Source organism: Tateyamaria sp. (genome assembly GCF_039940735.1).
GTDB lineage: Bacteria > Pseudomonadota > Alphaproteobacteria > Rhodobacterales > Rhodobacteraceae > Tateyamaria.
This window is the reverse complement of sequence record NZ_JBDVGB010000073.1, coordinates 21,261-46,478: the sequence shown is the minus strand read 5'-3', so window position 1 is coordinate 46,478 and position 25,218 is coordinate 21,261. Positions and strand designations below refer to the sequence as shown.

General features: G+C 55.8%; 25 protein-coding genes. 11 read left to right on the top strand and 14 right to left on the bottom strand.

Going from position 1 to position 25,218, the window contains the following annotated elements:
• Genes ABJF76_RS15700 through iolD form a run of 4 tightly spaced genes read right to left on the bottom strand, consistent with a single transcriptional unit; the run spans nucleotide 1 to nucleotide 4,569 of the window.
• Nucleotides 1-843: a class II fructose-bisphosphate aldolase gene (locus tag ABJF76_RS15700; RefSeq protein ID WP_413819459.1), complete on the bottom strand. Its 843-nt coding sequence runs from the start codon at nucleotides 841-843 to the stop codon at nucleotides 1-3.
• Complete coding sequence (locus ABJF76_RS15695) at nucleotides 840-1,679, bottom strand: 5-deoxy-glucuronate isomerase (protein ID WP_413819460.1); 840 nt, start codon at nucleotides 1,677-1,679, stop codon at nucleotides 840-842. The genes ABJF76_RS15700 and ABJF76_RS15695 overlap by 4 nt, the downstream gene beginning before the upstream one ends.
• Before the next feature lie 9 nt (nucleotides 1,680-1,688).
• Nucleotides 1,689-2,672, bottom strand: a complete 984-nt coding sequence (gene iolC, locus ABJF76_RS15690; RefSeq protein ID WP_413819461.1) for a 5-dehydro-2-deoxygluconokinase — start codon at nucleotides 2,670-2,672, stop codon at nucleotides 1,689-1,691.
• A gap of 34 nt (nucleotides 2,673-2,706) precedes the next feature.
• On the bottom strand, nucleotides 2,707-4,569 hold the full coding sequence (gene iolD / locus ABJF76_RS15685) for a 3D-(3,5/4)-trihydroxycyclohexane-1,2-dione acylhydrolase (decyclizing) (RefSeq protein ID WP_413819462.1): 1,863 nt from the start codon (nucleotides 4,567-4,569) through the stop codon (nucleotides 2,707-2,709).
• Nucleotides 4,570-4,700: 131 nt separating this feature from the next.
• Between iolD and ABJF76_RS15680 the strand changes: the two genes are divergently transcribed.
• Genes ABJF76_RS15680 through ABJF76_RS15670 form a run of 3 tightly spaced genes read left to right on the top strand, consistent with a single transcriptional unit; the run spans nucleotide 4,701 to nucleotide 7,853 of the window.
• Nucleotides 4,701-5,798 (top strand): Gfo/Idh/MocA family protein, encoded by a 1,098-nt coding sequence (locus ABJF76_RS15680; RefSeq protein WP_413819463.1) that lies wholly within the window; start codon nucleotides 4,701-4,703, stop codon nucleotides 5,796-5,798.
• 19 nt (nucleotides 5,799-5,817) lie between these two features.
• Entirely contained in the window at nucleotides 5,818-6,708 is an 891-nt protein-coding gene (locus ABJF76_RS15675) for a TIM barrel protein (protein WP_413819464.1), read from the top strand.
• Nucleotides 6,709-6,719: 11 nt separating this feature from the next.
• On the top strand, nucleotides 6,720-7,853 hold the full coding sequence (locus ABJF76_RS15670; protein ID WP_413819465.1) for a Gfo/Idh/MocA family protein: 1,134 nt from the start codon (nucleotides 6,720-6,722) through the stop codon (nucleotides 7,851-7,853).
• On the opposite strand, the gene ABJF76_RS15665 is transcribed toward ABJF76_RS15670, so the two are convergent.
• Nucleotides 7,850-8,848: a LacI family DNA-binding transcriptional regulator gene (locus ABJF76_RS15665; RefSeq protein WP_413819466.1), complete on the bottom strand. Its 999-nt coding sequence runs from the start codon at nucleotides 8,846-8,848 to the stop codon at nucleotides 7,850-7,852. The genes ABJF76_RS15670 and ABJF76_RS15665 overlap by 4 nt on opposite strands.
• Before the next feature lie 184 nt (nucleotides 8,849-9,032).
• On the opposite strand from ABJF76_RS15665, the gene ABJF76_RS15660 reads away from it, so the two are divergent.
• The 5 genes from ABJF76_RS15660 (at nucleotide 9,033) to ABJF76_RS15640 (ending at nucleotide 14,672) form a co-directional block, all read left to right on the top strand.
• Nucleotides 9,033-9,983, top strand: coding sequence for a sugar ABC transporter substrate-binding protein (locus ABJF76_RS15660; RefSeq protein WP_413819467.1), 951 nt, complete (start codon nucleotides 9,033-9,035; stop codon nucleotides 9,981-9,983).
• Between the two features lie 171 nt (nucleotides 9,984-10,154).
• On the top strand, nucleotides 10,155-11,267 hold the full coding sequence (locus tag ABJF76_RS15655; protein WP_413819468.1) for an ABC transporter permease: 1,113 nt from the start codon (nucleotides 10,155-10,157) through the stop codon (nucleotides 11,265-11,267).
• The gene (locus ABJF76_RS15650) at nucleotides 11,267-12,043 is read left to right on the top strand and encodes an ATP-binding cassette domain-containing protein (RefSeq protein WP_413819469.1); all 777 of its coding nucleotides are present in this window, start codon (nucleotides 11,267-11,269) and stop codon (nucleotides 12,041-12,043) included. The genes ABJF76_RS15655 and ABJF76_RS15650 overlap by 1 nt, the downstream gene beginning before the upstream one ends.
• 182 nt (nucleotides 12,044-12,225) lie before the next feature.
• Complete coding sequence (locus ABJF76_RS15645; RefSeq protein ID WP_413819470.1) at nucleotides 12,226-13,401, top strand: Hint domain-containing protein; 1,176 nt, start codon at nucleotides 12,226-12,228, stop codon at nucleotides 13,399-13,401.
• Between the two features lie 242 nt (nucleotides 13,402-13,643).
• The gene (locus ABJF76_RS15640; RefSeq protein ID WP_413819471.1) at nucleotides 13,644-14,672 is read left to right on the top strand and encodes a fatty acid desaturase; all 1,029 of its coding nucleotides are present in this window, start codon (nucleotides 13,644-13,646) and stop codon (nucleotides 14,670-14,672) included.
• Nucleotides 14,673-14,950: 278 nt separating this feature from the next.
• On the opposite strand, the gene ABJF76_RS15635 is transcribed toward ABJF76_RS15640, so the two are convergent.
• Nucleotides 14,951-15,652 (bottom strand): DUF3047 domain-containing protein, encoded by a 702-nt coding sequence (locus ABJF76_RS15635; protein WP_413819472.1) that lies wholly within the window; start codon nucleotides 15,650-15,652, stop codon nucleotides 14,951-14,953.
• A 72-nt stretch (nucleotides 15,653-15,724) separates the two neighbouring features.
• A complete protein-coding gene (locus ABJF76_RS15630; protein ID WP_413819543.1) occupies nucleotides 15,725-16,588 on the bottom strand; it encodes an MBL fold metallo-hydrolase in 864 nt (287 codons plus the stop codon).
• Nucleotides 16,589-16,909: 321 nt separating this feature from the next.
• Here ABJF76_RS15630 and ABJF76_RS15625 point away from each other — a divergent pair, with 321 nt between their 5' ends.
• From ABJF76_RS15625 to ABJF76_RS15615, 3 genes are read left to right on the top strand one after another with little or no spacing between them, the layout of a single operon-like run.
• Nucleotides 16,910-18,313 (top strand): cytochrome ubiquinol oxidase subunit I, encoded by a 1,404-nt coding sequence (locus ABJF76_RS15625; protein WP_413819473.1) that lies wholly within the window; start codon nucleotides 16,910-16,912, stop codon nucleotides 18,311-18,313.
• Between the two features lie 10 nt (nucleotides 18,314-18,323).
• Nucleotides 18,324-19,325, top strand: coding sequence for a cytochrome d ubiquinol oxidase subunit II (gene cydB / locus ABJF76_RS15620; RefSeq protein WP_413819474.1), 1,002 nt, complete (start codon nucleotides 18,324-18,326; stop codon nucleotides 19,323-19,325).
• Nucleotides 19,325-19,435 (top strand): DUF2474 family protein, encoded by a 111-nt coding sequence (locus ABJF76_RS15615; protein WP_413819475.1) that lies wholly within the window; start codon nucleotides 19,325-19,327, stop codon nucleotides 19,433-19,435. The genes cydB and ABJF76_RS15615 overlap by 1 nt, the downstream gene beginning before the upstream one ends.
• Nucleotides 19,436-19,439: 4 nt before the next feature.
• On the opposite strand, the gene ABJF76_RS15610 is transcribed toward ABJF76_RS15615, so the two are convergent.
• From ABJF76_RS15610 to ABJF76_RS15580, 7 genes are all read right to left on the bottom strand, one after another.
• Nucleotides 19,440-19,889 carry a MarR family winged helix-turn-helix transcriptional regulator gene (locus tag ABJF76_RS15610; protein ID WP_413819476.1) on the bottom strand — a complete coding sequence of 150 codons (450 nt, stop codon included), beginning with the start codon at nucleotides 19,887-19,889 and terminating at the stop codon, nucleotides 19,440-19,442.
• A gap of 175 nt (nucleotides 19,890-20,064) precedes the next feature.
• The gene (gene uxuA, locus ABJF76_RS15605; protein WP_413819477.1) at nucleotides 20,065-21,234 is read right to left on the bottom strand and encodes a mannonate dehydratase; all 1,170 of its coding nucleotides are present in this window, start codon (nucleotides 21,232-21,234) and stop codon (nucleotides 20,065-20,067) included.
• Nucleotides 21,231-22,625: a mannitol dehydrogenase family protein gene (locus tag ABJF76_RS15600; protein ID WP_413819478.1), complete on the bottom strand. Its 1,395-nt coding sequence runs from the start codon at nucleotides 22,623-22,625 to the stop codon at nucleotides 21,231-21,233. The genes uxuA and ABJF76_RS15600 overlap by 4 nt, the downstream gene beginning before the upstream one ends.
• Entirely contained in the window at nucleotides 22,622-24,028 is a 1,407-nt protein-coding gene (gene uxaC, locus ABJF76_RS15595; protein WP_413819479.1) for a glucuronate isomerase, read from the bottom strand. Before uxaC ends, ABJF76_RS15600 begins: the two co-directional genes overlap by 4 nt.
• An 18-nt stretch (nucleotides 24,029-24,046) precedes the next feature.
• A complete protein-coding gene (mnhG, locus tag ABJF76_RS15590; protein ID WP_413819480.1) occupies nucleotides 24,047-24,433 on the bottom strand; it encodes a monovalent cation/H(+) antiporter subunit G in 387 nt (128 codons plus the stop codon).
• On the bottom strand, nucleotides 24,430-24,717 hold the full coding sequence (locus ABJF76_RS15585) for a K+/H+ antiporter subunit F (protein ID WP_413819481.1): 288 nt from the start codon (nucleotides 24,715-24,717) through the stop codon (nucleotides 24,430-24,432). The genes mnhG and ABJF76_RS15585 overlap by 4 nt, the downstream gene beginning before the upstream one ends.
• The gene (locus ABJF76_RS15580; protein WP_413819544.1) at nucleotides 24,714-25,214 is read right to left on the bottom strand and encodes a Na+/H+ antiporter subunit E; all 501 of its coding nucleotides are present in this window, start codon (nucleotides 25,212-25,214) and stop codon (nucleotides 24,714-24,716) included. Before ABJF76_RS15580 ends, ABJF76_RS15585 begins: the two co-directional genes overlap by 4 nt.
• Nucleotides 25,215-25,218: the final 4 nt, after the last annotated feature.

The window sequence follows — 25,218 nt, the reverse complement described above, 5'->3', positions numbered from 1 at the left end:
TTATGCCTCGCTTGCCCCATGCCCCATGGCCGCCAGAACTGAGCACGTTGCTGCGACCATAGGATCGTGGGTTTCTTTCAAAATACTTACGCGGTCAAAGCGCGTCGCATCCGCATTCACTGCCGTGCGCATCGCATCACCAAAGGCCATGCGCAGTTCGGTGCCGATGTTGAATTTACAGATGTTTGTACCACGCGCCAGCGCCGTGCGTTGCGCCACCGGCACGCCAGAGCCGCCATGAATGACCAAAGGCACGTCCGTCAGCGATTGAATCGCATTAATCCGATTTTCGTCCAGCCCGCCTTCTTTGTCTTGTTGCAGATGAACATTACCAACCGAGATCGCCATCGCATCCACGCGCGTTTCGCGGGCGAATTGCGCCGCCTCGTCAGGGTCTGTCCCGGCCGAGCTTTCGCCATCTGCGTAGCCGACAAAGCCGATTTCGCCCTCGCACGAGATACCGGCCGCGTGGGCCATTTCCGCAATTCTTGCTGTTTCTTCAATGTTTTGCGCCAAGGGCGCGCGCGATCCGTCATACATCAGTGATGTAAATCCGGCCTCAAGTGCTTCGCGACATTCATCAAAGGTATAGCCGTGATCAAGGTGTGCAACGACCGGGACGCTGGCATTTTCGGCCAGATGGCGGAACATTTTGCCCAGCACCGGCAACGGCGTATGCGCACGGCACGACGGGCCCGCCTGCAAGATCACCGGGCAACCTGTCGCCTCGGCTGCGGCCACAAAGGCACGCATGTCTTCCCAGCCCAATGTGACCAACCCGGCCACCGCATAGCGCCCCGCAAGCGCGGGTTGCAATACGTCAGATAATGTTGCCAGCGTCATTTAAATTTTGCCACCATGTCTTTGATCCCCGGAATGGTCTCAATCTGATAGGCATGGGTGGGTTGGAAAAATTGGATAAGGCTGCGCTGGCTAAGACCACCTAAAATGGTGAAATAATACATCTCATACCCCGGCATCACGGCACAGGCATGATAGCCCTTGTCGATCATGATCGTGGAGCGATCCATCAGCTGGTAGGCATCGCCCGGCACGCCCTCTTCGCGTTGCAGAATTTGCACGCCCGATCCGTGGTTGGGTTTGAAACGGAAATTGTACGTTTCGTCGTGGCGGGTTTCGTGGGGCAAATTGTCGGTGTCATGCTTGTGCGCAGGAAAACCAGACCAGCCGCCCTGCCCGACTGTGAACAGTTCGCTGACCAGCAGACGGCCGACTTTATCGTGCTGCTTTTGGCCAAGGATGTGTTTGATTTTACGGTGGGTTTTGGTGTCGTCCGACCCGTATTGCACCTTGTCCAGCTCGGCCACGCGCACATCGAACGGATCAAGCACTTTGTCGTATTTGGCTCCGGCGATGAACACTTCAGAATCGCGGCTGGCCACCATGGTGACTTTGGCGCCAACGGGCACATAGACGCCTTCTGGTTCGCCATCCCAAACATCCACGGTGCGGTTGCCTAACGTTTTGAATTCAACACCTTCCACCGACACGTCGACCGTGCCCGTCGCAGGCACGATGCAGGTTTCATAGCCCGGCACCTGATATTCAAACGCCTCGCCTGCTTTTAACATGACGATGTTGAAGTAGTTCAGCGGAACCGTTGGATCATCACTGTCGACGATGGGTTTATTTTTATTGTCGTGCGGAGCGATATGCATGATGGATCCTTAGTCAACTGATGTGGGGCCGGGATGATCGGCCAGAAAGTGTTCGAGATCTTGCGGGAATGGCATCGCGGGCGCGCACCCCGGTTTGGCAACTACGATTGCAGCGCAAGCCGACCCATTGAGTACGGCGGTTTTTAAATCATCGCCAGCGGCAAGTGCTGCCAGCATACCCGCCATAAAGCTGTCGCCAGCGCCGGTGGGCTTCAGGGCGGTCACCGGATAAATGCCAGTGCGGAACTCTTGGCCATTGGCAAAGGTGATCGCGCCATGTTCGCCCATTTTGTAAACGACGATGGCAGCGGTTGAGGCGGCAAGTGCGCGGGCCTTGTCCAGCCCCTTGGATTTGTCGCCTGCCATAAACCCAAACTCGTCGTCGTTGCCAATGATCACGTCCGACATCTCGCCTGCTTTTGACAGCACCTGTTCTGCCACTTCAGCCGATGGCCAGCTGTAGGGCCGGTAATCCACGTCAAAAATCACTGGCAACCCGGCGGCCCGGGCCCGTTCAAACGCGCGAAAGGACGCGGCACGTGAAGGTTCGGCAGCAAACACCGTCCCTGCGGTGACGAGTGCGCCGAACTTTGTGTAATCCACCGCCTCGACATCATCGACGGTCATTTCAAAATCAGCAGCCCCATTGCGATAGATCACCGATTGGTGCCCCTCGACCCGGCTTTCATATAGCGCGAGCGAATTGCGGGCCTCGCCCCCGACGGGCGTCACATAGGTTGTGTCGACGCCGTAGTGGCGCAGTTTGTTCACACAAAACCGCCCAACAGCATCGTCCGAAACCCGCGTGACCAATGCGGCAGCACCACCCAATTTCACAATGCCCGCCGCGATGTTGGCAGATGACCCACCCATGTCCGCACTAAAGGTGTCTGCGTTTTCGACGGCTTCACCGGGGGCAGGAAACAGATCCATCCCGACGCGGCCCACGACGACAAAGTTGTTCTGGCGGATACCTGGAAGCACGTCCTTCATAGTCGGTCCCCGTGGGTGTCAAAGGTCAATTGCATCACACACCCTTCCGTTGTTTGGCGCGGCTCGCTTCGATTTCCACATGTTTTTCTGCGACCTTTGGATTGTCGGTCACGTGCGGTGTGCCAACTTCCCACCATGTGTGGCCTTGGGTCGTCCAGCCGTCATAGGCGTCGACCTTCATCACAATGACGCTGGTCTTATCGGCGGCCTTTGCGCGTTTAAACGCCTCGCCAAATTCGACCGGATTGGACACAGTTTCAGCGTGCGCACCCATCGATGCGGCGTGTGCTTCAAAGTCCACAGCAAAGGGGTGTGGTACAGTGGGGCAGTCGGCAATCAGGTTGTTGAAGCTTTCGTTTCCGGTGTTGTTTTGCAACTTGTTGATCACCGCAAAGCCGCCGTTATCAAGCAAGCACAGGATCAATTTGCGCCCCGTCAGCACAGATGAATAAATATCGGAATTCATCAACAGGTACGACCCATCTCCACTAAAAACGATGGTGTCTTTATCTGGTTCTTGTTCGAATTGTGCAATCCGTGCACCCCAGCCCCCGGCCACTTCATAGCCCATGCAAGAGAATCCAAATTCAACATCTACCGTGCCGATATCCTTAGTTTGCCAATGTGCTGTGACTTCTGCGGGCAGCCCCCCTGCCGCTGCAACAACACGGTCGCGCGGGTCGCACAGATCGTTCACAATGCGGATCGCTTGGGCATAGGAATTGGGACCATTGCCGGGGGTTGTGATTTCGTCGGTATAGGCCACCCACTTGGCGCGCTCACTTTGCGCAAATGCGACCCAATCGTCGGGCGTTTTATATGACAACACCTCACTCAGCGCCGTCAGGGATCGTTTGGCATCCCCCACAACGGGTAAGGAAAAGTGTTTCATCGCGTCATGGCGGCCAACGTTCAGACCGATGATTTTGGCATCCTTGGAAAAGGCCGTCCACGAACCTGTGGTGAAGTCTTGCAAACGTGTTCCAACGGCTAAAATCACGTCCGCCTTTTCGGCCAACGCATTGGCGCTATCCGATCCGGTCACACCGACAGGGCCGATGTTCAGCGCATGATCCTGCACCAAGTTTGCCCGGCCCGCGATGGTTTCGACCACGGGGATGTTGTGCGCCTCTGCAAAGGCAGTCAATTCGGCCACCGCACCGGAATATTGTACGCCACCACCCGCGATAATCATCGGGCGCTTGGCCGAAGACAGCAGCGCAACAGCATCAGAAACCTCAAGCGGATCTGCAGCTTGGCGACGAATGCGGTGCACTCGCTTATCAAAGAAGCTGACCGGATAGTCATAGGCCCACCCCTGCACGTCTTGCGGCAGGCCAATAAAGGCAGGCCCGCAATCCGCAGGGTCCAGCATGGTCGCTAAAGCGGCAGGCAAGGATTGGATGATTTGGGCAGGATGCGTGATGCGATCCCAATAGCGGCTGACCGACTTGAACGCATCATTCACACCGATGGCCGGGCTGTTGAAATGTTCAAGCTGCTGCAACACGGGGTCTGGCAAGCGCGTTAGAAACGTATCGCCACACAGCATCAACATCGGCAGACGGTTGGCATGCGCCAAAGCCGCCGACGTCAACAAATTCGTCGTGCCCGGTCCTGCACTGGCCGTGCAAAACATAAAACGGCGGCGCACCCATTGCTTGGCATAAGCAGCGGCCGCAAAGCCCATTCCCTGCTCATTTTGACCACGATAAAGCGGCAGTGCCTCGCGCGCGTCATAAAGTGCTTCACCCAGACAGGTCACATTACCATGCCCAAAAATACCAAAGCCACCACCGCAAACGCGCATCTCTTGCCCGTCAATGTCGATGTACTGGTTCGCAAGATACTTGATGATCGCCTGCGCTGTCGTCAGCCGAAGGGTCTTATCCGTCATTGTCATTCTTCCCCAAGGTACGCCTCAGCCAAAATGCGTCGACACGACGATTGATGGTTGCGCGTTTTCGAATCCGAAGATACTGTTTTTGCAACCGGTTGCAAACCTAATTTCAGAGAAAGCACAAAGCGATGACAGAAATCGGCATTGGTATCGTCGGTGGCGGGTATATGGGCAAGGCCCATGCCGTCGCAATGTCCGCCGTGGGCGCGGTGTTTAATACCGCCCTGCGTCCCCGTCTTGAGATGGTCTGCGCCAGCAGCCCCGAAAGTGCGGAAGCCTATCGCAAGGCCTTTGGTTTTGCGCGTGCGACCAGCGATTGGCAGACTTTGGTCAATGATCCGCGTGTCGAGGCGATTGTGATCGCAACGCCGCAAGCCTTTCATCGTCCCATCGCCGAAGCCGCCTTTGCCCTGAACAAGCCTGTGTTTTGCGAAAAGCCCTTGGGTGCAACCATTGATGACAGTCGTGCCATGGTCGCCGCCGCCAAAGGCCAGATCAGCATGGCCGGTTTTAACTATATCCGCACCCCCGCCAGCCAATTTGCGCGTCAATTGGTTGCCCAAGGCGCGATTGGCGACGTTACATGGTTTCGCGGCGAACATACCGAAGATTTCTTGGCCGACCCATCCGCCCCCGCCACATGGCGTACGCAAGGCGACGCGAACGGCACCATGGGTGATCTGGCGCCCCATATGATCAACGGAGCACTGGCGCTAATCGGCCCCATCACGTCGCTGATTGCCGAAGTCGAAACCGTACACCCAACGCGCCCCGGCGGCACCGTAACCAATGACGACCACGGGCAAATGATGTGCCGGTTTGAAAATGGTGCCATGGGGCAGATGTATTTCAGCCGCGTCAGCCATGGGCGGAAAATGGGCTATGCCTATGAAATTACAGGAACAACTGGCGCAATTCGCTTTGATCAAGAAGACCAGAACGCCTTGTGGCTTTATTCTATGGACGAACCCGAAGCGACCCGTGGCTTTCGCAAAATCCTGACGGGTCCCGCGCATCCGGATTATGAACCGTTCTGTCAGGGCCCCGGCCACGGCACCGGGTATCAAGATCAAATCATTATCGAAGCACGCGATTTCCTGCGTGCGATTGAAACCAACACCCCCGTCTGGCCGACCTTTCAGGATGGCATGGACGTCAACCAGGTTGTCGCTGCGGCACTGGCATCTTCACGCTCAAAAGCGTGGGTCGACGTGCGCAGCATCTAAGCTTTCGAAAGGCAACAAAATGACTATCAAAATCGGCAATGCCCCGTGTTCTTGGGGCATCGAATTCCCGAGCGATCCCGCCTATCCCGCGTGGACTTCCGTTCTAGATCAGTGCGCGGGCGCGGGCTACAAAGGCATCGAACTTGGCCCCATCGGCTATATGCCCGAGGATCCGGCTGTGCTGGCCCCCGCCCTTGCTGAACGCGATCTAGAGATCATCGGCGGCGTTGTGTTTCGCGCCTTTCACGACCCCGATATGTGGGATGATGTGTTGGATGCCTCTGTACGCACCTGCAAGGCATTGTCCGCCCACGGCGCCAAACATTTGGTGCTGATCGACAGCATTTCGCCGCGCCGTGCGCCTACCGCAGGCCGCGCAAGCGAAGCCGAACAGATGGACAAGGCCGAGTGGACTGCCTATCGCGACCGCATCCAAACCATCGCCAAAATCGGCACCGAAGAGTACGGTTTAACGACGTCAATCCACGCCCACGCTGCGGGCTTTATGGACTTTGAACCTGAACTTGATCGTTTGCTAAGTGAAGTCGACGAAAGCATCCTTAAGATCTGCTTTGATACGGGCCACCATTCCTATGCAGGTTTTGATCCCGTCGCCTTTATGAAACGTAATGTGGATCGCATTTCTTATATGCATTTCAAAGATATAAACCCCTCAGTTAAAGCAGATGTTGTGGCAAATCGCACCGATTTCTATACGGCCTGCGGTCAAGGAATCTTCTGCAACCTTGGCCAAGGCGATGTGGATTTCAAAGCCGTGCGCCAATGCCTGCTGGACGCAGGGTTTGAGGGCTGGTGCACGGTCGAGCAAGACTGCGACCCCTCGATACCGGGCACTCCGCTAGAAGACGCGCGTGCAAACCGCGAATACCTACAATCCATTGGTTTCTGAGGATAACGACGATGACTAAACTCAAATGGGGCATGATCGGTGGCGGCGAAGGCAGCCAAATCGGGCCCGCTCACCGTCTTGGTGCGCAAGCTGATGGCTTGTTCGAATTTGCCGCTGGTGCGCTTGACCACCGCGCCGATACAGGGCGTGACTATGCCCAACGACTCGGCATCGCGCCCGACCGCGCCTATGGCGATTGGCAAGAGATGCTGGAAGGCGAAAAGAACCGCGATGACCGCATTGATCTGGTCACGGTCGCCACTCCCAATGCCACGCATTTCGAGATCACCAAAGCCTTCCTTGAGGCCGGGTTCAACGTGCTGTGCGAAAAGCCGATGACCATGACCGTCGAACAAGGCGAAGAGATCGTGCGCGTCGCCAAGGCCACTGGCAAAATCTGTGCGGTGAATTATTGCTATTCCGCCTACCCGATGGTGCGCCAAGCCCGTGCCATGGTGCGCGAAGGTGAAATGGGCAAAGTGCGCCTTGTGGTCACAAACTTTAGCCACGGTCACCACGGCGATGCCACAGACGCGGACAATCCGCGCGTGCGCTGGCGTTATGATCCGGACATGGCCGGTGTGTCGGGGCAGTTCGCAGATTGCGGCATTCACGCGCTGCATATGGCCAGCTTTATCTGTGATGATGAGGTTGAAAAGTTGTCTGCCGATTTCGCATCCACCATCTCTAGCCGCGTGCTGGAAGATGACGCCATGGTCAACTTCCGCACGCAAGGCGGCACTGTTGGACGGCTTTGGACGTCATCTGTGGCCATTGGGCGTCAGCACGGCTTTGACATACAGGTCTTTGGCGAAACCGGCGGCATGCGCTGGACCTCGGAACAACCTAACCAACTGATCTATACGCCCGTTGGCGGGCGCACGCAGATCATCGAAAAGGGTGAAGGCGGTTTACATGCCGATGCCGAACGGTTGTCGCGCGTATCCATCGCGCACCCCGAAGGGTTCCCGCTGGCCGTGGCCAACATTTATTGCGATCTCGCCGACGCCATCAAAGGCGAGGTCCGCGATGGTTTGCCAAATGCCGAAGCTGGCGTGCGGTCAATGGCAGCTGTGCACACGGCCGTCGCATCAGCCAAAGAAGACGGCGCATGGATGGATGCCCGCCCGCCAATGTTCCGCTAAAGCAGCGGGCGCAACGTTTCGCGCTCAATGATGCGACATGGAAAAAGCCGGGCCTCGGGATAGCGGTCCGGCTCATCCAACATAGCGGTCATCAGCTCAACAGACGAGTTGATAATCTGCTTGATCGGCTGGTGGATGGTCGTCAGCGCAATGTTCTCCCAACTCGACATTTCCATGTCGTTGAAACCGATTACACCGATGTCGCCCGGCACTTTCAAACCCGCATCCTTGATCGCGCTTAATACGCCGATCGACAGAACGTCATCGCCGCAAAAATACGCCTCGGCCAGGTCGGATTCTGTAAGGCGCAGCATTTCTCTGCGCCCCGCTTGAAAAGAGTATTCCTTTGCGAATGAATGACTTACAGTGACATTTGGATGTTGCGACAGCCCTTCTAGAAACCCCTTTAGGCGATCTTGAGTCGACGTCGCAGACTCAGGCCCACCCAAAAACGCGACACTTTTATAACCCCGCGCAACAAGCGTCTGCGCCGCCATGCGCCCGGCCTCGGCATTGTCGATCCCAACCACATGCACCTCGGGGCTGCTGGAATAACGTCCAAACGTGTTCACGACCGGAATGCGTTTGTCGCGAAACGCCTTTGAGAACGCAGGCGGCAACGTCGATGACGCAACAACAACCCCGTCCACCGAATATTGGTTCAACATTTGCACCGACTGTTCGGGGTCGGTTTCGCTGCTAAGGTTGACCAACAAAGGGCGCAACCCCCTGTCCTGCAACCCCTTGGTGAACAGATCGAAGACCTGCAAAAAGATCGGGTTGTGAAAGTTGTTGCTGACAAGACCAATCAACTTGGTGCGGCGTGTGGTCAGGCTGCGGGCCAAAAAATTGGGGCTATAGCCCAAGTCAGCCGCTGCCTTTTCCACCTTACGCCGCATCTTATCCGACACCGACGCCCCGTCGGTAAACGTGCGTGACACAGCCGAGGTCGAAACCCCCGCCTTGATCGCCACGTCCTTGAGTGTCGCCACCATTTCAGATTCTCAATCGTTTTCCATTACTTACCCTTGGATAATGCGAAATCGGTCGATGCGCAGTACAAATTTTTCCGTTTTCTTTTGCAACCGGTTGCAAAAAATCCGAATCCATGCTTTCTTATCCTCAGAACTGGTGCTGATCCTGTCAGACGCCGGAACTGAAATTCCAGGGAGGGAAGACATGAAATCCATTTTTACAAAACTGATGCTCACGGCTGCAGTGGTCACAGCACCATTTATGGCGTCTGCGGATGGCCACAGCGATGACCTGACATATATCCTTGTCAGCCACGCACCAGACAGCGACAGCTGGTGGAACACGATCAAAAACGGCATCGCACTTGCGGGCGACCAGATGGGCGTCACCGTTGAATATCGCAACCCACCAACCGGCGACTTGGCCGACATGGCGCGCATCATCGAACAGGCCGCCGCGTCGCAGCCCGATGGCATCATCACAACTTTGGCAGACTATGATGTTTTGGCAGGCCCAATCACAGCGGCTGTCGATCAAGGCATCGACGTCATCATCATGAACTCAGGCACACCCGAGCAAACTCGCGAAGTGGGTGCTTTGATGTTTGTCGGCCAGCCTGAATATGACGCGGGCCTTGCGGCCGGTCAGCGCGCCAAAGGCGACGGCGTTGAATCCTTTGTTTGCGTCAACCACGTGATTTCGAACACTGTTGTCGGCGAACGCTGCCGCGGCTTCGCTGACGGCCTGGGTGTCGACCTTGGCGACAGCATGATCGATTCCGGCCAAGACCCTGCCGAGATCAAAAACCGTGTGACCGCCTATTTGACGGCCAACCCAGAAACGGACGCCATCCTGACGCTTGGCCCAACATCTGCTGATCCCACCATTCTGGCGGTTCAAGAGATGGGCATCGCCGGTGACATCTACTTTGGTACCTTCGATCTAGGCACCGAAATCGTCAAAGGCATCAAAGACGGCACAATCCAGTGGGGCATCGACCAACAGCCCTTCCTTCAGGCGTACCTGCCTGTTGTGGTTCTGGCCAACTACGACCGCTACGGCGTTCTGCCCGGCAACAACATCAACTCTGGTCCCGGCTTTGTGACAGCCGATGCACTGGGTAAAGTTGAAGAATTCGCAGGCGAATTCCGCTAAGTCGATCTGATCAAGGGCGGCCTCTGCCACACGCGGAGGCCGCCTTTTTTGTACCTACAGCGCTTTCGGAATGCCTGCAAAACGCGCACTGTGCACTGAAATGTATTAATTTTATTTCCGCACCATGCCCCGCAGATATTCCGAAAACACTTTAGAGACAGAGGGGCCCCCATGTCAGACGCCACACACACCGACGAACGCGTTCGCGAGATGTCAAAGCTGCGCAAAGCGCTGATCCGACCCGAGTTGGGCGGCATCGTCGGCGCGACTGCGGTCTTTACGTTTTTCTTATTGTTTGCAGGCAATTCCGGCATGTTCAACGCGCAAGGCGTGATGAACTGGACCACGGTATCAGCCCAATTCATGATCATCGCGGTGGGTGCATGCCTTTTAATGATCGCGGGCGAATTTGATTTGTCTGTCGGGTCCATGATCGGTTTTGCCGGCATGATGATCGCCGTCTTTGGTGTCACCTTGGGCTGGCCCATGTGGATCGCCATCATCATCACCTTTGTGATCTGCGTCGGCTTTGGGGCCTTGAATGGCTACATTGTGGTCCGCACGGGTCTTCCCAGCTTTATCGTGACCCTCGCGACCCTGTTTATCTTGCGCGGTTTTACCATCTTCATCCCCCAAACACTGGAACGCAAAACCATCATCGGTGGTATCCGCGAAGCAGCCGAAGGCGATTTTCTGGCGCCTTTGTTTGGCGCAAAAGTTGGCGGGCCGGTGTTTCAATGGTTGGGTGACATTGGTGTGATTGACGTATTCACCCGTGGCAATCGTGCGGGCGAACCTGTGGTCGACGGCATTCCGATGCTGATCATATGGGCCATTGTCCTGGTCGTTGTTGGCCACATCCTTTTGAACCGCACGCGGTTTGGGAACTGGATTTTCGCGGCCGGGGGCGACGCACAAGCGGCGCGTTATGCCGGTGTGCCTGTCGAGCGTGTCAAAATCCTGATGTTCATGTTCACCGCGTTTTGCGCCACGATCTTTGCGGTCTGTCAGGTGATGGAATTTGGATCAGCCGGGGCTGATCGCGGTCTGCTGAAAGAATTCGAAGCCATCATTGCGGTGGTCATTGGCGGCGCACTTTTGACAGGTGGATATGGCTCGGTCATTGGGGCTGCGCTTGGTGCGTTGATCTTTGGGGTCGTGCAACAAGGCCTGTTCTTTGCCAATGTCGAAAGTTCGCTGTTCCGGGTGTTCCTTGGGGTGATCCTGCTGCTGGCTGTCATCCTGAACACCTATATCCGCCGCCTGATCACGGGAGAACGCTGATGCAACCGATCATTCAAATGAACGACATTCAAAAGCACTTTGGCTCTGTCATTGCGTTGGCTGGTGTCACGGTCGAATTTTACCCCGGCGAATGCCACTGCCTTTTGGGCGACAACGGCGCGGGTAAGTCGACGTTTATCAAAACCATGTCCGGCGTGCACAAACCCACAAGCGGAGAGATCCTGTTTGATGGCAAGCCGATGCAGTTTGCTGATCCGCGCGATTCAATTTCGGCAGGCATCGCCACCGTGTATCAAGACTTGGCAATGATCCCGTTGATGTCCGTTAGCCGCAATTTCTTTATGGGCAACGAACCGATGGTCACCAAACTGGGCGTGCGCTTCTTTGACCACGAACATGCCAACGAAGTCACTATGAGCGAGATGCGCAAAATGGGCATCAACCTGCGTGGTCCCGATCAGGCGGTTGGCACGTTGTCGGGCGGTGAACGCCAAACAGTGGCCATCGCGCGCGCGGTCTATTTTGGGGCCAAGGTGTTGATCTTGGACGAACCGACGTCGGCCCTTGGGGTGCGTCAAACAGCCAACGTACTGGCCACGGTGGACAAGGTGCGCAAACAGGGCGTGTCTGTGGTCTTCATCACCCACAACGTGCGCCACGCGATGGCCGTGGGCGACCGCTTTACCGTGTTGAACCGGGGCAAGACCTATGGCACCGCCATGCGCGGCGACATCACCCCCGAAGCGTTGCAAGACATGATGGCTGGCGGCGAAGAACTGGCAACACTCGAAGGATCTTTGGGCGGAACGGTTTAAGGCTAACACCTTAGCCGTTTCTTCAAACATCTGTTTAGCAACACCACCCGCCTTAGCATTGCACGCGCGGCCATGCCGAAAAACGCCATCAACCCGACGGGACTGTCCCGTCGGGCTTTGCAATATTCACAGTTTCTAAATTTCTGGAATGTAGTGAAGCGCTGACCCTCAGGGAACAGCACATGGCAGCACATGAATTCACCTTGCGCGGTGATCAGATCGGCAGCTTTTCTAACGCGTCTGGGCAGGGCAATAACGATGACCGCGTTTTAACGCTAACAGACGTCACTGCACTTGGTTCGTCTTCGGATGTGTTCACTATTCGCGTGCAACAAGTCAATGGCGGCGTGACTGAATTTTCCAACGGCCAATTCATCACCATTTTAGATTCCGATGGCAATGTCGTGGCTGGGCCAACTGGCGTTCAACCCGATGATGAACAAGGCCTTGCGGCCGGCGATGAACATCTGGTGATCCGAAATGCAAAACTTGTCATCGACGTCGGTGGGTTAAACGAAGGCCCCGAAACCGTCCAATACGCGCATGAAGACGAAGTTGCGAATGCCAGCGCTGGCGACAACGACGGTGAACTTGATTTTGCCGACACAACCACAGAATTTGAAGACGCAGGCGCTGCCTTCCCCTGTTTCACACGCACCACCTTGATCCGCACCCCATTTGGCGAACGTGCGGTCGAAGATCTGAAGCCCGGCGACCTTATTTCGACGCTGGATGGTGATGCACAGCCAATTGTTTGGACACGCAGCCGCATCAGCCATTTTCAAACGCGCGACGACCAAGATTTGCCCGTCCTGATCCCTGCCGGTTCCATTGCGAAAGATCAACCTAAGCGTGATCTGATTGTGTCCGCGCAGCATTGCGTGTTGGTCCAAAGCGCCAACGAAGCCACATATCTGGCCCCCGCCAAGGGATTGCTGGGGGGTAAAATTCGTATTCAACGGGGCCGCAAATCAGTCGAATATTATTCTCTTTTGCTGCCAAGCCATCAGGTCATTTGGGCCAACGGGTGCCTATGCGAAAGTACCTACCCCGGTGATTATTTAATGCGTAACCTACTAGACACCTACGCGTCCGAGATTTTCACGCACTTCCCACTGCTTCGTTTAGGGGCCCGAATCGGATACGGGCCACGTCGTCGAACATGTTTGACTGTCCGCCAATCCAAAGCGTTGGCCAAGTCATGGCAGCAAAGCGGCAAGCCCCTAAACGGTTCCCAAAGACAGTCAAATTTGGTCGATGCGACTTTATTGTCGGCACAATCGCCTCAAGCAGCCAATTTAGTGCTCAGCAAACCAAGGTCGGGTGCATCCTGTTTACCGTTTCGCTCGTCAGACTGATGCTTCAGTGATACAAAATAAAGTGATACCCTAAGCGCGTGGCGACATTTCATTCCATCAAAAGCGGGAAAATTGCTACGGAACACGCAGAATGCGCACAATTACTAGCGATAAAACGTCAACGCGCAGCGCAAGGGCCTGCGTGCGTCATCGGCGCGCACCCGAACAGGTTGGCGAAGTTACCTTTGCGAACAGCAAGCAATCGTATAACAAGCGATCGATAACTCAAAAGAAGCAGGCATATGTTTGATAACCTTGAGGCCCCTCGGACACCATCCGAGCCGCAGCCTGCAGTCGAATGGATTAAAAAGCTATCGCAGTATCGCGATTCCAGCCCACGGCGCAGCACAATCGAACTGGCAGTTACAATCGGACCGTTCTTGTTGTTGTGGGCGTTGGCATGGTGGGCCATGTCTGTCAGTTACTGGCTGACTTTTTCGCTTTCCGTAATCAATGCTGCATTTCTGTTGCGCTTATTCTGTATCCAACACGACTGCGGACATGGTGCTTTTTTCAAAAACCGCACCGTCAGCGACTGGTTGGGGCGCGTGATCGGCGTGCTCACACTGACGCCCTATGATGTGTGGCGACGCACACATTCGATCCACCACAGCGCTTCTGGGCATTTAGGACGGCGCGGCATTGGTGATGTTCACACATTGACCGTCGCAGAGTATCAGAAATTAGGACCGTTCAATCGGTTTTTCTATCGCGTTTATCGCAATCCTGTCGTGCTGTTTGGCCTTGGACCTGGATATTTGTTTTTCGTCATGAACCGCGTGCCTTTGGGTCTCATGCGCCATGTAAAATATTGGTTTAGCGCGATGGCGACCAACGCAGTCATCATCACTTGGATCTTAGGGATGTTGTACTTTGGTGGGCTCACGCCGATCCTGTTGATTTTCTTGCCGTCTACCCTTTTGGCGGCATCAGCTGGGGTTTGGTTGTTTTATGTTCAACACCAGTTTGAAACCACCGCTTGGGAAGACGAAGGTGATTGGCAACTGCACGAGGCCGCGTTGCATGGCAGTTCTCACTATGTGTTGCCTCCGGTTCTACAATGGTTGAGCGCCAATATCGGCATCCATCACGTGCATCACCTTTACAGCCGTATCCCGTTTTATCGTTTGCCTGAAGTGCTGCGCGATCACGTCGACCTGGCCGTCAGCAACCGCATGACCATTCGCGAAAGCCTGGCATGTGCAGGGCTGCAGCTGTGGGACGAAGATTCAAAACGGCTGGTGTCGTTTGCCCGCGCAAAAGCGCTGTAAACTTCCGGCCTGCATTGCTGCCCGGTGGATCAATACAATCAAAAACACTTGACGCTTTCACGTGTCACAAGGTGATGCTGGTCGATAGTCGTCGACCAGCATCATTTGAACCCAAAGCTAAACGGCGACCTCTATTCTTGTGAATGTAGGATGGGGCTATGCCAACAAGCCCGCCGCTGTTCTTCTGATTTTGGCGAAGCCACTGAGCGCGCAGGCTTTATCGGAGGGCCACGTTCTATAGCGCAGCGTGGCAAGCCAAAATGCCAACCGAAATCGCCCTACTCAGCGCGCAACGTGATGTTGCCAAAAAAGCCATCGCTGCGCGCGCCCGTATTGTCGCTGTCACAGAAAAACCCCAGCACGTCCAACCGGGCGATCCCGGTTCCGCCGATGTCGGCGTAAAGAGTGCGCAAATCGACGGTTTGATCATGCCACTTGCCTGCATTTTCATTTAGACCATTGGCGACCAGATGGTGAAATGTACCGATGACTTTGTAATCACCCGGAGCGTATTTCGTGTTGCTCCAAATAATTTCAGCGCTTTTGCTATCGCCTGCGTCGTTGATAAAGCGCAGATAAAACCGCATCGGATGATCATCGCCAGCCTTGGTACTTTCGTCGATGTCGCTTTCGATCGGTTGCACCAATTTCCAGCTCCATGACAGGATTGGCAAATCATTCAGCGCAATGTCGGTATCACGTGCCAAAATCGAAGCGCTGTTGTTGGTTGAACATCGCAGGGCATGACGGTCGTCTTCTTGTGCAACCTCGTAACGTGCGGGAGTAACGCGGAAAAAACTACGTTCTTTCCACCCCTGCCCCACATTTTCCGTGTCCAGATCCGCTAGGAAATCCAAAGGGCCATTGGTCGCGATCAACGGCATGTCCGTGTCCCAAAACGGGGCGCGCGTCGCGAAATAAGCCCAATAGGCCCCTCCAATCACCGCAACGGTCGCGATGGCTGCAACACTCTTTTTCATACCGACTTCCTTTTCTTTACGCCCTGCTCGACGCTCCGAATCCATGACCCATCGGCACTGTACGTCATCCGGTTACATACCGTTGACGGGTACTTTTAAAACCGGATTTCCCTGTGCGTCAGTCGGCACTTTGCCTGCGCGCATGTTCACCTGCAAAGACGGGATGATCAGTTTGGGCATCGCCAACTGCGCGTCGCGCACTGTGCGGAATTTGATGAAATCCTCGCGCGTTTTGCCGTCGCCCACGTGGATGTTGTCGGCCTTTTGCGCCGCCACCGATGTTTCCCACTGAATCGCGCGGCCACCGGGGCCATAGTCGTGACACATAAACAGGCGCATATCATCCGGCAGGCTTAGAACCTTTTGGATACTGTCATAAAGTTCACCAGCGTCCCCACCCGGGAAATCACAGCGGGCTGAACCGCCATCAGGCATGAACAGCGTGTCCCCAGCAAAGGCGACATTGCCCATCACATGCACCATGCAAGCAGGCGTATGCCCCGGCGTGTTCAGCGCAAAGCCCTGCATGGTGCCGACCATATAGGTATCGCCTTCGCGAAACAGGGCGTCAAATTGCGATCCATCCCGTTGAAATTCAGTGCCCTCGTTAAAGACTTTGCCAAAGGTTTCCTGAATGACCATGATCTTTTCACCAACTCCGATTTTACCCCCCAATTTTTGTTGGATGTAGGGGGCCGCACTTAGGTGGTCGGCGTGCACGTGGGTTTCGATGATCCAATCCAACGTCAAGCCACGCGTCTCGATTTCAGCGATCAGAGCATCGGCGTGATCATGTGTAATGCGCCCTGCCGCATAATCAATGTCCATCACAGAGTCGATGATCGCGCAATGCGGGCTGTTGGGGTCTTTGACAATGTAGCTGATCGTATTGGTCGCTTCGTCGAAATGTGCTGAAACGTCGGGCTTAATGTTCATCTCTACGGGGTAGTTCACAGTATTTCCTCCGAATGCACATTTGTCGCATGTGCGCGTTTTTCTTAACTATGCCAGCCTATTGGCCATACTCAAAGAACAAAGGCAGCGCTCAAAGTCTGCCCGGACAAAAGCGCACATTGCGCTTTCTCCATCACGCCCTAATTTTGGGCGTAAGGTCATGTTAAGCGCGTCACCGCTTGATCGACATAAGGGCTGTACACGCCCTTTCAACGCGGTGCGGATCACAACTGTGGTGATCTGCTGACAATATCGCCCGGCACTGACCTGCATAGTTGTAACACAAACCAAAGGCTGCTTGGCATGTTCGAAGGTTTTTCCGCAGAGATACTGGCCCGCATTCAATTTGCGTTCACGGTGTCGTTTCACATCATCTTTCCCGCGTTTTCGATCGGGTTGGCCAGCTATCTGGCTGTGCTGAACGCGCAGTATTTGCGCACGCGCGACGAAACTTATCTGACGCTGTTCACCTATTGGAAAAAGATTTTTGCCGTTGCTTTTGGCATGGGCGTCGTGTCGGGCATTGTGATGTCTTATCAATTTGGCACCAACTGGTCGGTGTTTTCGGACAAGACCGGGCCGGTACTTGGCCCGTTGATGGCCTACGAAGTGCTATCGGCCTTTTTCCTTGAGGCCGGATTTCTTGGCATCATGTTGTTTGGCCGCGAACGTGTGGGCGAAAAGCTGCATATGTTTGCCACTGCGATGGTTGCCCTTGGCACGCTGGCATCGGCCACATGGATTTTGTCGGTCAACAGTTGGATGCAAACGCCTGCGGGCTATTCCATCAATGACGCAGGCCAATTCATTCCTGAGGACTGGCGGCAGATCGTATTCAACCCTTCCTTCCCATACCGCCTTGTCCACATGGTGCTGGCCGCCTATCTGACCACCGCACTGGTCGTGGGCGCTGTGGGTGCCTTGCATCTGCTGCGTGACACGCTCGATGTGGCGGCACGGCGGATGTTTTCCATGGCGATGTGGATGTTGATTGTTGTCGCGCCCTTGCAGATCTTGGCCGGGGATTTTCACGGCCTCAACACGTTGGAACATCAGCCCGCCAAAGTCATGGCTATGGAAGGGCATTATGACAGCCACCCGGACGGTGCACCGTTGATCCTGTTTGGCATCCCGAACCCTGAAGAAAAGCGCATCGATTACAAAATCGAGGTGCCCTATCTGTCCAGCATGATCCTAAAACACTCTTGGACGGCGCCGCTTGATGGGTTGGATACGATCCCGGACGAAGACGAACCCCCCGTTGCAATCGTGTTCTGGAGCTTCCGCGTCATGGTCGGCCTTGGCTTTGCCATGCTGGGGTTGGGTGCTTGGGCTGTATGGCGACGCTTGCGCGGACGGCTTTACGACAGTCCGATGTTGCATCGCACGTCTTTGTTGATGGGGCCGATGGGTTTTGTGGCCGTGCTTGCGGGCTGGGTCACCACCGAAGTCGGGCGCCAACCCTTTACGGTCTACGGCGTATTGCGCACCTCTGACAGCCTCGCCCCTGTGGCGGCCCCTGCTGTTGCAGCCTCACTGATTGCCTTCATCGTAGTCTATTTCTTTGTGTTCGGCGCAGGCACCTTTTACCTGCTACGCATGATGTCAAAGGCCCCCGCAACCAAGCGTTTGGGATTGCGAGACGCCCCAATCCGCGCCTCTGGCCTTGCGCCGGTAACGCGCCCCACCCCAATGCCCGACGCATAGGAGCCATCTGATGTTTGAACTTTCATTTATCTGGGCCGGCATCATTGCTTTTGCCGTGCTGACCTATGTGATCCTTGACGGCTTTGACCTTGGGGTTGGCATCCTGTTCCCCACCGCGCCGAACGAGCGTGAAAAAGCCACGATGATGAATTCCATCGCGCCGATTTGGGATGGCAACGAAACGTGGCTGGTGATGGGAGGCGGCGGATTGTTTGCCGTCTTTCCATTGGCTTACGCCGTGATCATGCCTGCTCTTTATATGCCGATCATCTTGATGCTGCTGGCATTGATCTTTCGCGGTGTGGCCTTTGAATATCGTTGGCGGACGGAACGGTGGAAACCTGTCTGGGATGCCGCATTCTTTGGTGGATCGATTGTGGCTGCATTCATGCAAGGCATCGCCCTTGGTGCATTGGTGCAGGGCATCGAAGTGGCCGATCGTGCCTATGCTGGTGGCTGGTGGGATTGGCTCAGCCCGTTTTCGGTTCTGACCGGCGTGGCTGTCGTGATTGGTTATGCGCTGCTTGGGGCCACGTGGCTGATCATGAAAACCACAGGGGATTTGCAGGCGCGTATGCAAGGGTTTGCATGGCGGTTGGCCATCGGCACATTGGGCTTTATCGGTCTGGTCAGCATCCTGACGCCATTCCAAGACCCGCAGTATTTCGAGAACTGGTTCAAGTTCCCCGGTGTATTCTTTAGCGTCGTGATGCCTGCTGCAATGTTGGCCACCACCTATATGCTGTTTACTGGGTTAAAAGCTGGCAAAGACGTGCAGCCCTTTTTGGCCACGCTTACCTTATTTGTGTTGTGCTTTATCGGGCTGGGAATCAGCTTTTACCCCCACATCGTTCCGCCATCGCTCACCATCGCAGAGGCCGCCGCCCCAGACAAAAGTCTGCGGTTTGCGCTGGTTGGCACCGTTGTTCTTATCCCGATGATTTTGGCCTATACCGCCTATGCCTATTGGGTCTTCCGAGGCAAAATTGATCCAGACGAGGGTTATCACTGATGGGTGTGAAAGGTATTCGGCAGCTGGCGTGGTTCGTGGCGATCTGGCTTGCCAGCGTCGCTTTGTTGGGGGTTGTCGCCTATGGTATCCGGCTGGTGCTTGTGGGCTAGAACCTTAGGGTTTCAGCCCCGCAATAGCCGCCAACAGACGGCGCAGTATGGCAACTTCGGCGTTCGAAAAGTTAGACATCAAATCTGCATCGAACTTCTCTGCTGCGTGAAGAAGTTCGCCAAACACTTTCTTGCCTGTCACCGTCAAGTGAAGGTATTCGCGTCGCCGATCCTGCGCAGCTTGTTCGCGGGTAAGGTAGCGTTTGGCCTCAAGGGCTGCGACTGCGCGACTGATTTTAGTCTTGTGGATATGTGCCCATTCGCAGATTTCACCCGCCGTCAGTTGTCCATAGCGTCCAAGATGGAACAACACGCGCCATTCAGTGCGCAACATGCCATAACGCTCTTTGTAAAACCTTTGAAATTCGACGCTGGATGCATCCGCCGCTTGGTTCAGCAGGTAAGGCATGAAATGCGAGATATCAAAGTCAGAGCGTGTATCCATACGCCGCATAATGTCCCGCTTAGTTACAAATACAACCGATATAATGCCCAAAGATCAAGAAATTGCGGCGCGGACCGTCATCGTTCGATCAAGACGGTCATTTTAAGCGCGACGGTTGATGTACCCCTGATCAAATCGGGGACACGACGCATTCTGCGATACTTTTCAGGAAAAAATCACGACCTCAGCTGGACAGTGCCCGGATCACGCCGCGCAATTCTGCAAGACCACGCAAACGTCCGATCAACGGATAACCGGGGATCAAATCACGCCCAAGATCGCTGAGCATGTGGTGCCCATGATCGGGACGGAACGGAATATTGTGATCTAATCGCCCCTCGGCCCGGCGCCGGGCTTCTTCGGCCAGAATGACACGAATAAGGGCAACCATATCCGTGTCATCGTCCAGATGTGTGGCCTCTTCAAAGGCACCATCTGGGTCTTTGCGCACATTGCGAAGGTGCACAAAATGGATACGTTCTGCCACGCGCGCTGCGATGGCGGGCACGTCGTTGATAGGGTTTGCGCCCAATGATCCGGCACACAGGGTCACGCCGTTCGATGGGCTGTCATAGGCGTTCAAAACCCAATCAAGGTCTTCTCCGCTCGACACAATCCGCGGCAAGCCCAAAATATCGCGCGGCGGATCGTCTTGGTGCACGCACAGGCGCATGCCAAGGTCATCTGCCGTGGGGCCGACCTCTTGCAAAAAGCGATTATAGTTGGCGCGCAAAACCGTGCGATCAATGCCTGCATAAGCCTGCAAAGCCTCCCGCAACCCTGCGACATCGTATCGGTCAAACGCGCCCGGCATCCCCGCCATGATCGAGGCAAGCAAAGCCTCGCGCCTGCTGTCATCTGCCTGCTGATACCACACCGCAGCGCGGCGGCAGACATCTTGCGAATAGTCAGCTTCGGCCCCTGCCCGTTTCAGCATGTGGATTTCAAACGCGGCCATTTTCACAGCCTCAAACCGCAAGCACGTTGCACCCCCGGCCACAGGCGCGTTCAGGTCGGTGCGTGTCCAATCCAGCAGCGGCATAAAATTATAACAAATCGTATGCACGCCGGCCGCGGCCAAATTCACCATGGATTGACGGTAGTTCGCGAACAGCTGCGTCAGATCGCCCTCGCCCCGTTTGATCCGTTCGTGAATAGGCAAGCTTTCGACCACAACCCAATCAAATCCAGCGGCCTCAACCTGCGCTTTGCGTGTCTCGATCGCAGCTTGTGGCCAAATTTCACCGTAGGGAATTTCGTGTAGCGCAGTGACGATACCGCGCGCACCCGTTTGGGCAACTTCTTGCAAGGAAATCGTATCGAATTCGCCGTACCAGCGCCAACTTTCAATCATCTTACGATCTCCTGCGCGGCTTTGCGCGCACCATATTTCCAAATAACTTCTGCGGCTTCCGTCACCGGCCCCAACAAACGTGGGGCAAGGTCGCTAGCGAATACTTCTTCAAAGCCCAAAAGCGCGCGCACCACCTGATCGGGCGTATCACAGCCATCCGCCGCTGCCCGTAAACGTGCCGCCAGTGGGTCACGCACATCTATCGGCGCGCCTGCTTCATCGATGCCAGTGACGTAACGCATCCATGCTGCCACCGCGAGGATCAGGCAAGGCGACGCGCGCCCCGCATCCATATTGTCGCGCAGCGTGCCCAGCAACCTTTGCGGCAGTTTTTGGCTGCCATCCATAGCGATTTGCCAAGTACGATGTCGTATGGCCGGGTTCGCATAGCGATCAAAAAGCGCCTCCGCATAATTTGGCAAAGCAACGCCTTTTGGCGCGGTGACTGCGGGCATGATTTCAGCCCACAGCCGCTGAACATAAGTGGCAAAGATCGGATCACCCACAGTGTCCGCAATCGTGTCGTGCCCGGCCAGATAACCGGTATAGGCCAACGCAGAATGAGTGCCGTTTAACATGCGCAGCTTCATCGCCTCAAAGGCGGCAACATCTGTCACCAATTCGACCCCGGCAGCAGCAAGATCCGGGCGCGCGCCACCGACAAAGTTATCCTCGATGGCCCATTGGCCAAAGGGTTCGTGCATGACTGGGGCCGCGTCATTGATGCCATCGCGCGCCAAAGCTGCGATATCGTCCGGCGTGGTTGCGGGTGTGATCCGGTCAACCATTGTGCAAGGAAAGCGTCCCTCGGTTGCGATCCAATCGGCCAAGTCCGGATCAATCCGCGCTGCCATATCCAGCACCACACCGCGCACAACTGCGCCGTTTTCAGGCAAGTTATCGCAGCTGAGTACCGTGAACGGCGCAATCCCCGCCGCACAACGCATTTGCAAAGCGCGCACAAGATACCCAACGGCAGAGACAGGCACATCATGGGTCAAATCGTGCTGAACATCAGCATGATCCGCATCCAACGCCCCCGTCGCCGGGATGTGGCAGTATCCTTTTTCGGTTACGGTAAGTGAGACGATTTTGACCTTTGGGTCGGCCATCGCGTTCAGTACGGCAACAGGATCTTCGGGCGCGACTAGAACGTCGTTCAGCACCTCAATGCGGCGCGTTTGACGGCCCGTGGCCCCCAGTGACACCGAGGTGTAAGCCCAATCCTGCCCGCGCAGCGCATCACGGGTCGCGGGGCTGCGTAAAGAAACGCCAATGATGCCCCAATCGCCCCCCGATGCCGCCACCGCATCCGCCACATAGACACAGCCGAACGCACGAAAAAACGCACCAAGGCCCAGATGCACAATGCCCGTTTCGGCGCGGCTCACAAGCGGTACGCCTCTTTGGCAAGGCGGTATGTCAGATCATAAGCGACCTCGTGCGCCTCGTCGCGATCCAAGCGGCCCGTGGCAATCAGGGTCGCCAGATAACCGCAATCAACACGGCGTGCGACGTCATGCCGGGCCGGAATGGAACAGAACGCGCGGGTGTCGTCGTTAAAGCCGACGGTGTTGTAAAAACCCGCCGTTTCCGTCGTCATCTCGCGGAACCGTTTCATCCCTTCATAGCTGTCGTGGAACCACCACGCGGGCCCCAATTTCAACGCCGGGTATACCCCCGCCAATGGGGCCAGTTCGCGGGCATAGCTGCTTTCATCCAGCGTGAACAAGATCAGCGTCAGCCGTGTATCCGACCCGACAGCGTTTAACAGAGGGCGAAGGGCGGTCACATAGTCGGTGCGCGTCGGAATATCGTAGCCCTTGTCGCGCCCAAAGCGTTCCATCACATCGCCCGAATGATTGCGCATCGAACCGGGATGGATTTGCATGACAAGCCCATCTTCAAGGCTCATCCGCGCCATTTCCGTCAGCATATGACCACGAAACATGTCGGCCTCTTGGGCTGAGCATTGCCCCGCGAGAGCCTTTTGAAACAGGGCTTCGGCTTGGGGCTGTGGCAGATCTTCGGTGCGTGCGGTTGGGTGACCGTGATCCGAAGACGTTGCGCCATAGTGTTTGAACTCAGCCCGCCGCGCGCGGTGCGCGGCAAGGTAGCCGGACCAAGTATTGGTGTCTTGCCCGGTCATTGCGCCAAAGGTGGCGATATTGTCCGCAAACCCTTCGAATTCCGGATCGATCACCGCGTCGGGGCGATAGGCCGTGACCACTTTGCCGCCCCAGCCGCTGCCTTGGATCATCTTGTGCCAACGCAGATCGTCGATGGCGCTTTCTGTGGTCGAGATCGCCTCGATATTGAAACGTTCAAACAGGGCGCGCGGGCGGAAGTCATCGCGCCCCAGACAATCGTCGATCTGGTCATAGATCGCATCGGCAGTGTCCGCCGATAAGCGCTGCGTGATGCCAAACACCTCTTGGAAGGCGTGATCGACCCACAACCGCGACGGCGTGCCGCGAAACAGATGGTAATTTTGCGCAAACAGTCGCCAGATCTTGCGGGTGTCTTGTTCGCTTTCCCCGCCGTCCACACGGGGCACGCCAAGCGTTTCCAGCGGAATGCCTTGGCTGTGCAGCATCCGAAACACGTAGTGGTCCGGCGTTACAAACAGGTTGGTGGGGTCGGGAAACGGGTCGTTTTCAGCAAACCAACGCGGGTCCGTGTGGCCATGCGGGCTGATGATCGGCAGGTCAGACACACCCTCATATAATTCACGCGCCAGCGCGCGCACCTGCGGCTCTGTCGGAAACAGGCGATCTTTGTCCAACACAATCATTCCCCTAAAATTGCAGCCTTATTCGGGCGCGTTCGGCTCTGCATCCATGTCCGCGTCCGGCGTATCCAGCGTCGACCACGTGTCGTCGCGCGGTGGCGCTGGCGGAGTTTCGCAAGCGCCGCGGTGGATGTTGACCTTGGCGATAAAATTGGCCGAAACAGGTGCTGTCACGAACAAAAAGCCCATGATTAACAGCGCATGGACCGAGCTTTCGCCATTGGCATAAGAATGCAAGATCGACGCCAGCAATAGCATCCCAATGCCAACAGTTCCGACTTTGGTGGGCGCATGCAGGCGTGCCATTGGGTCGTTGAACTTGAGCAAGCCAATAACTCCAACGGCGACAAATGCCGATCCGATCAGCAGGCTGACGGCGGCGGCGTAGATGGCGATCACTTCGATCATTCGATGATGTCCCCCCGCAGTAAGAACCGTGCCAGTGCGACCGTGGATACAAAGCCCAGCATCGCAATCAGCAGCGCCACTTCGAAATAGATTTGCACGCCTTGCGAGATGCCCAGCACCACGACCAACCCCAATGCGTTGATCACCATCGTATCAAGCGCAAGAATTCGGTCGCCGTAAGTTGGCCCTAAAACCAGACGGACCATGGAAAACACTTGCCCCAATGCAAGTGCTGCAAAGGCGAGGTACAGCGCGATGTTCAGAAAATTCATGGCCTCGGTCATCGGAAAATCTCCTTGAGCCGGGCCTCGTAGCGGGTCTTGATCTCGTCCACCACGGCGTCCGGGTCATCGGTGTGCAGCACATGCACCAACAGGCTGTGCCCTTCACTGGATAGGTCTGCTGACACGGTGCCCGGCGTCAGCGTGATCGTACCTGCAAGCACCGTGATGGCCTCGGGTTGAACAAGGTCCAGTGGGATAACAACCCATGCCGGTTTCAGCTTGGAATTGGGCACGGTCAGCACGATCCAAGCCACCTGAATATTGGCCACAATGATATCCCAGATCACCATCAGGCAATAAGGCACCATCTTGCCTATGCGAAAGCCCTTGGGCGTGTCGGGCCACCAAATCGAGGTGCCCCACGGGATCAAAATGCCAAGGATCAGACCAAAGACAGCCATTCCGGCAGAGAATTCGTTTTGCAGCAATATCCACACCACGGCCAAAAGCACGGTCAGAAACGGATGCGGCATCAGCCAATGAAAGCAGCGTGCCATCATG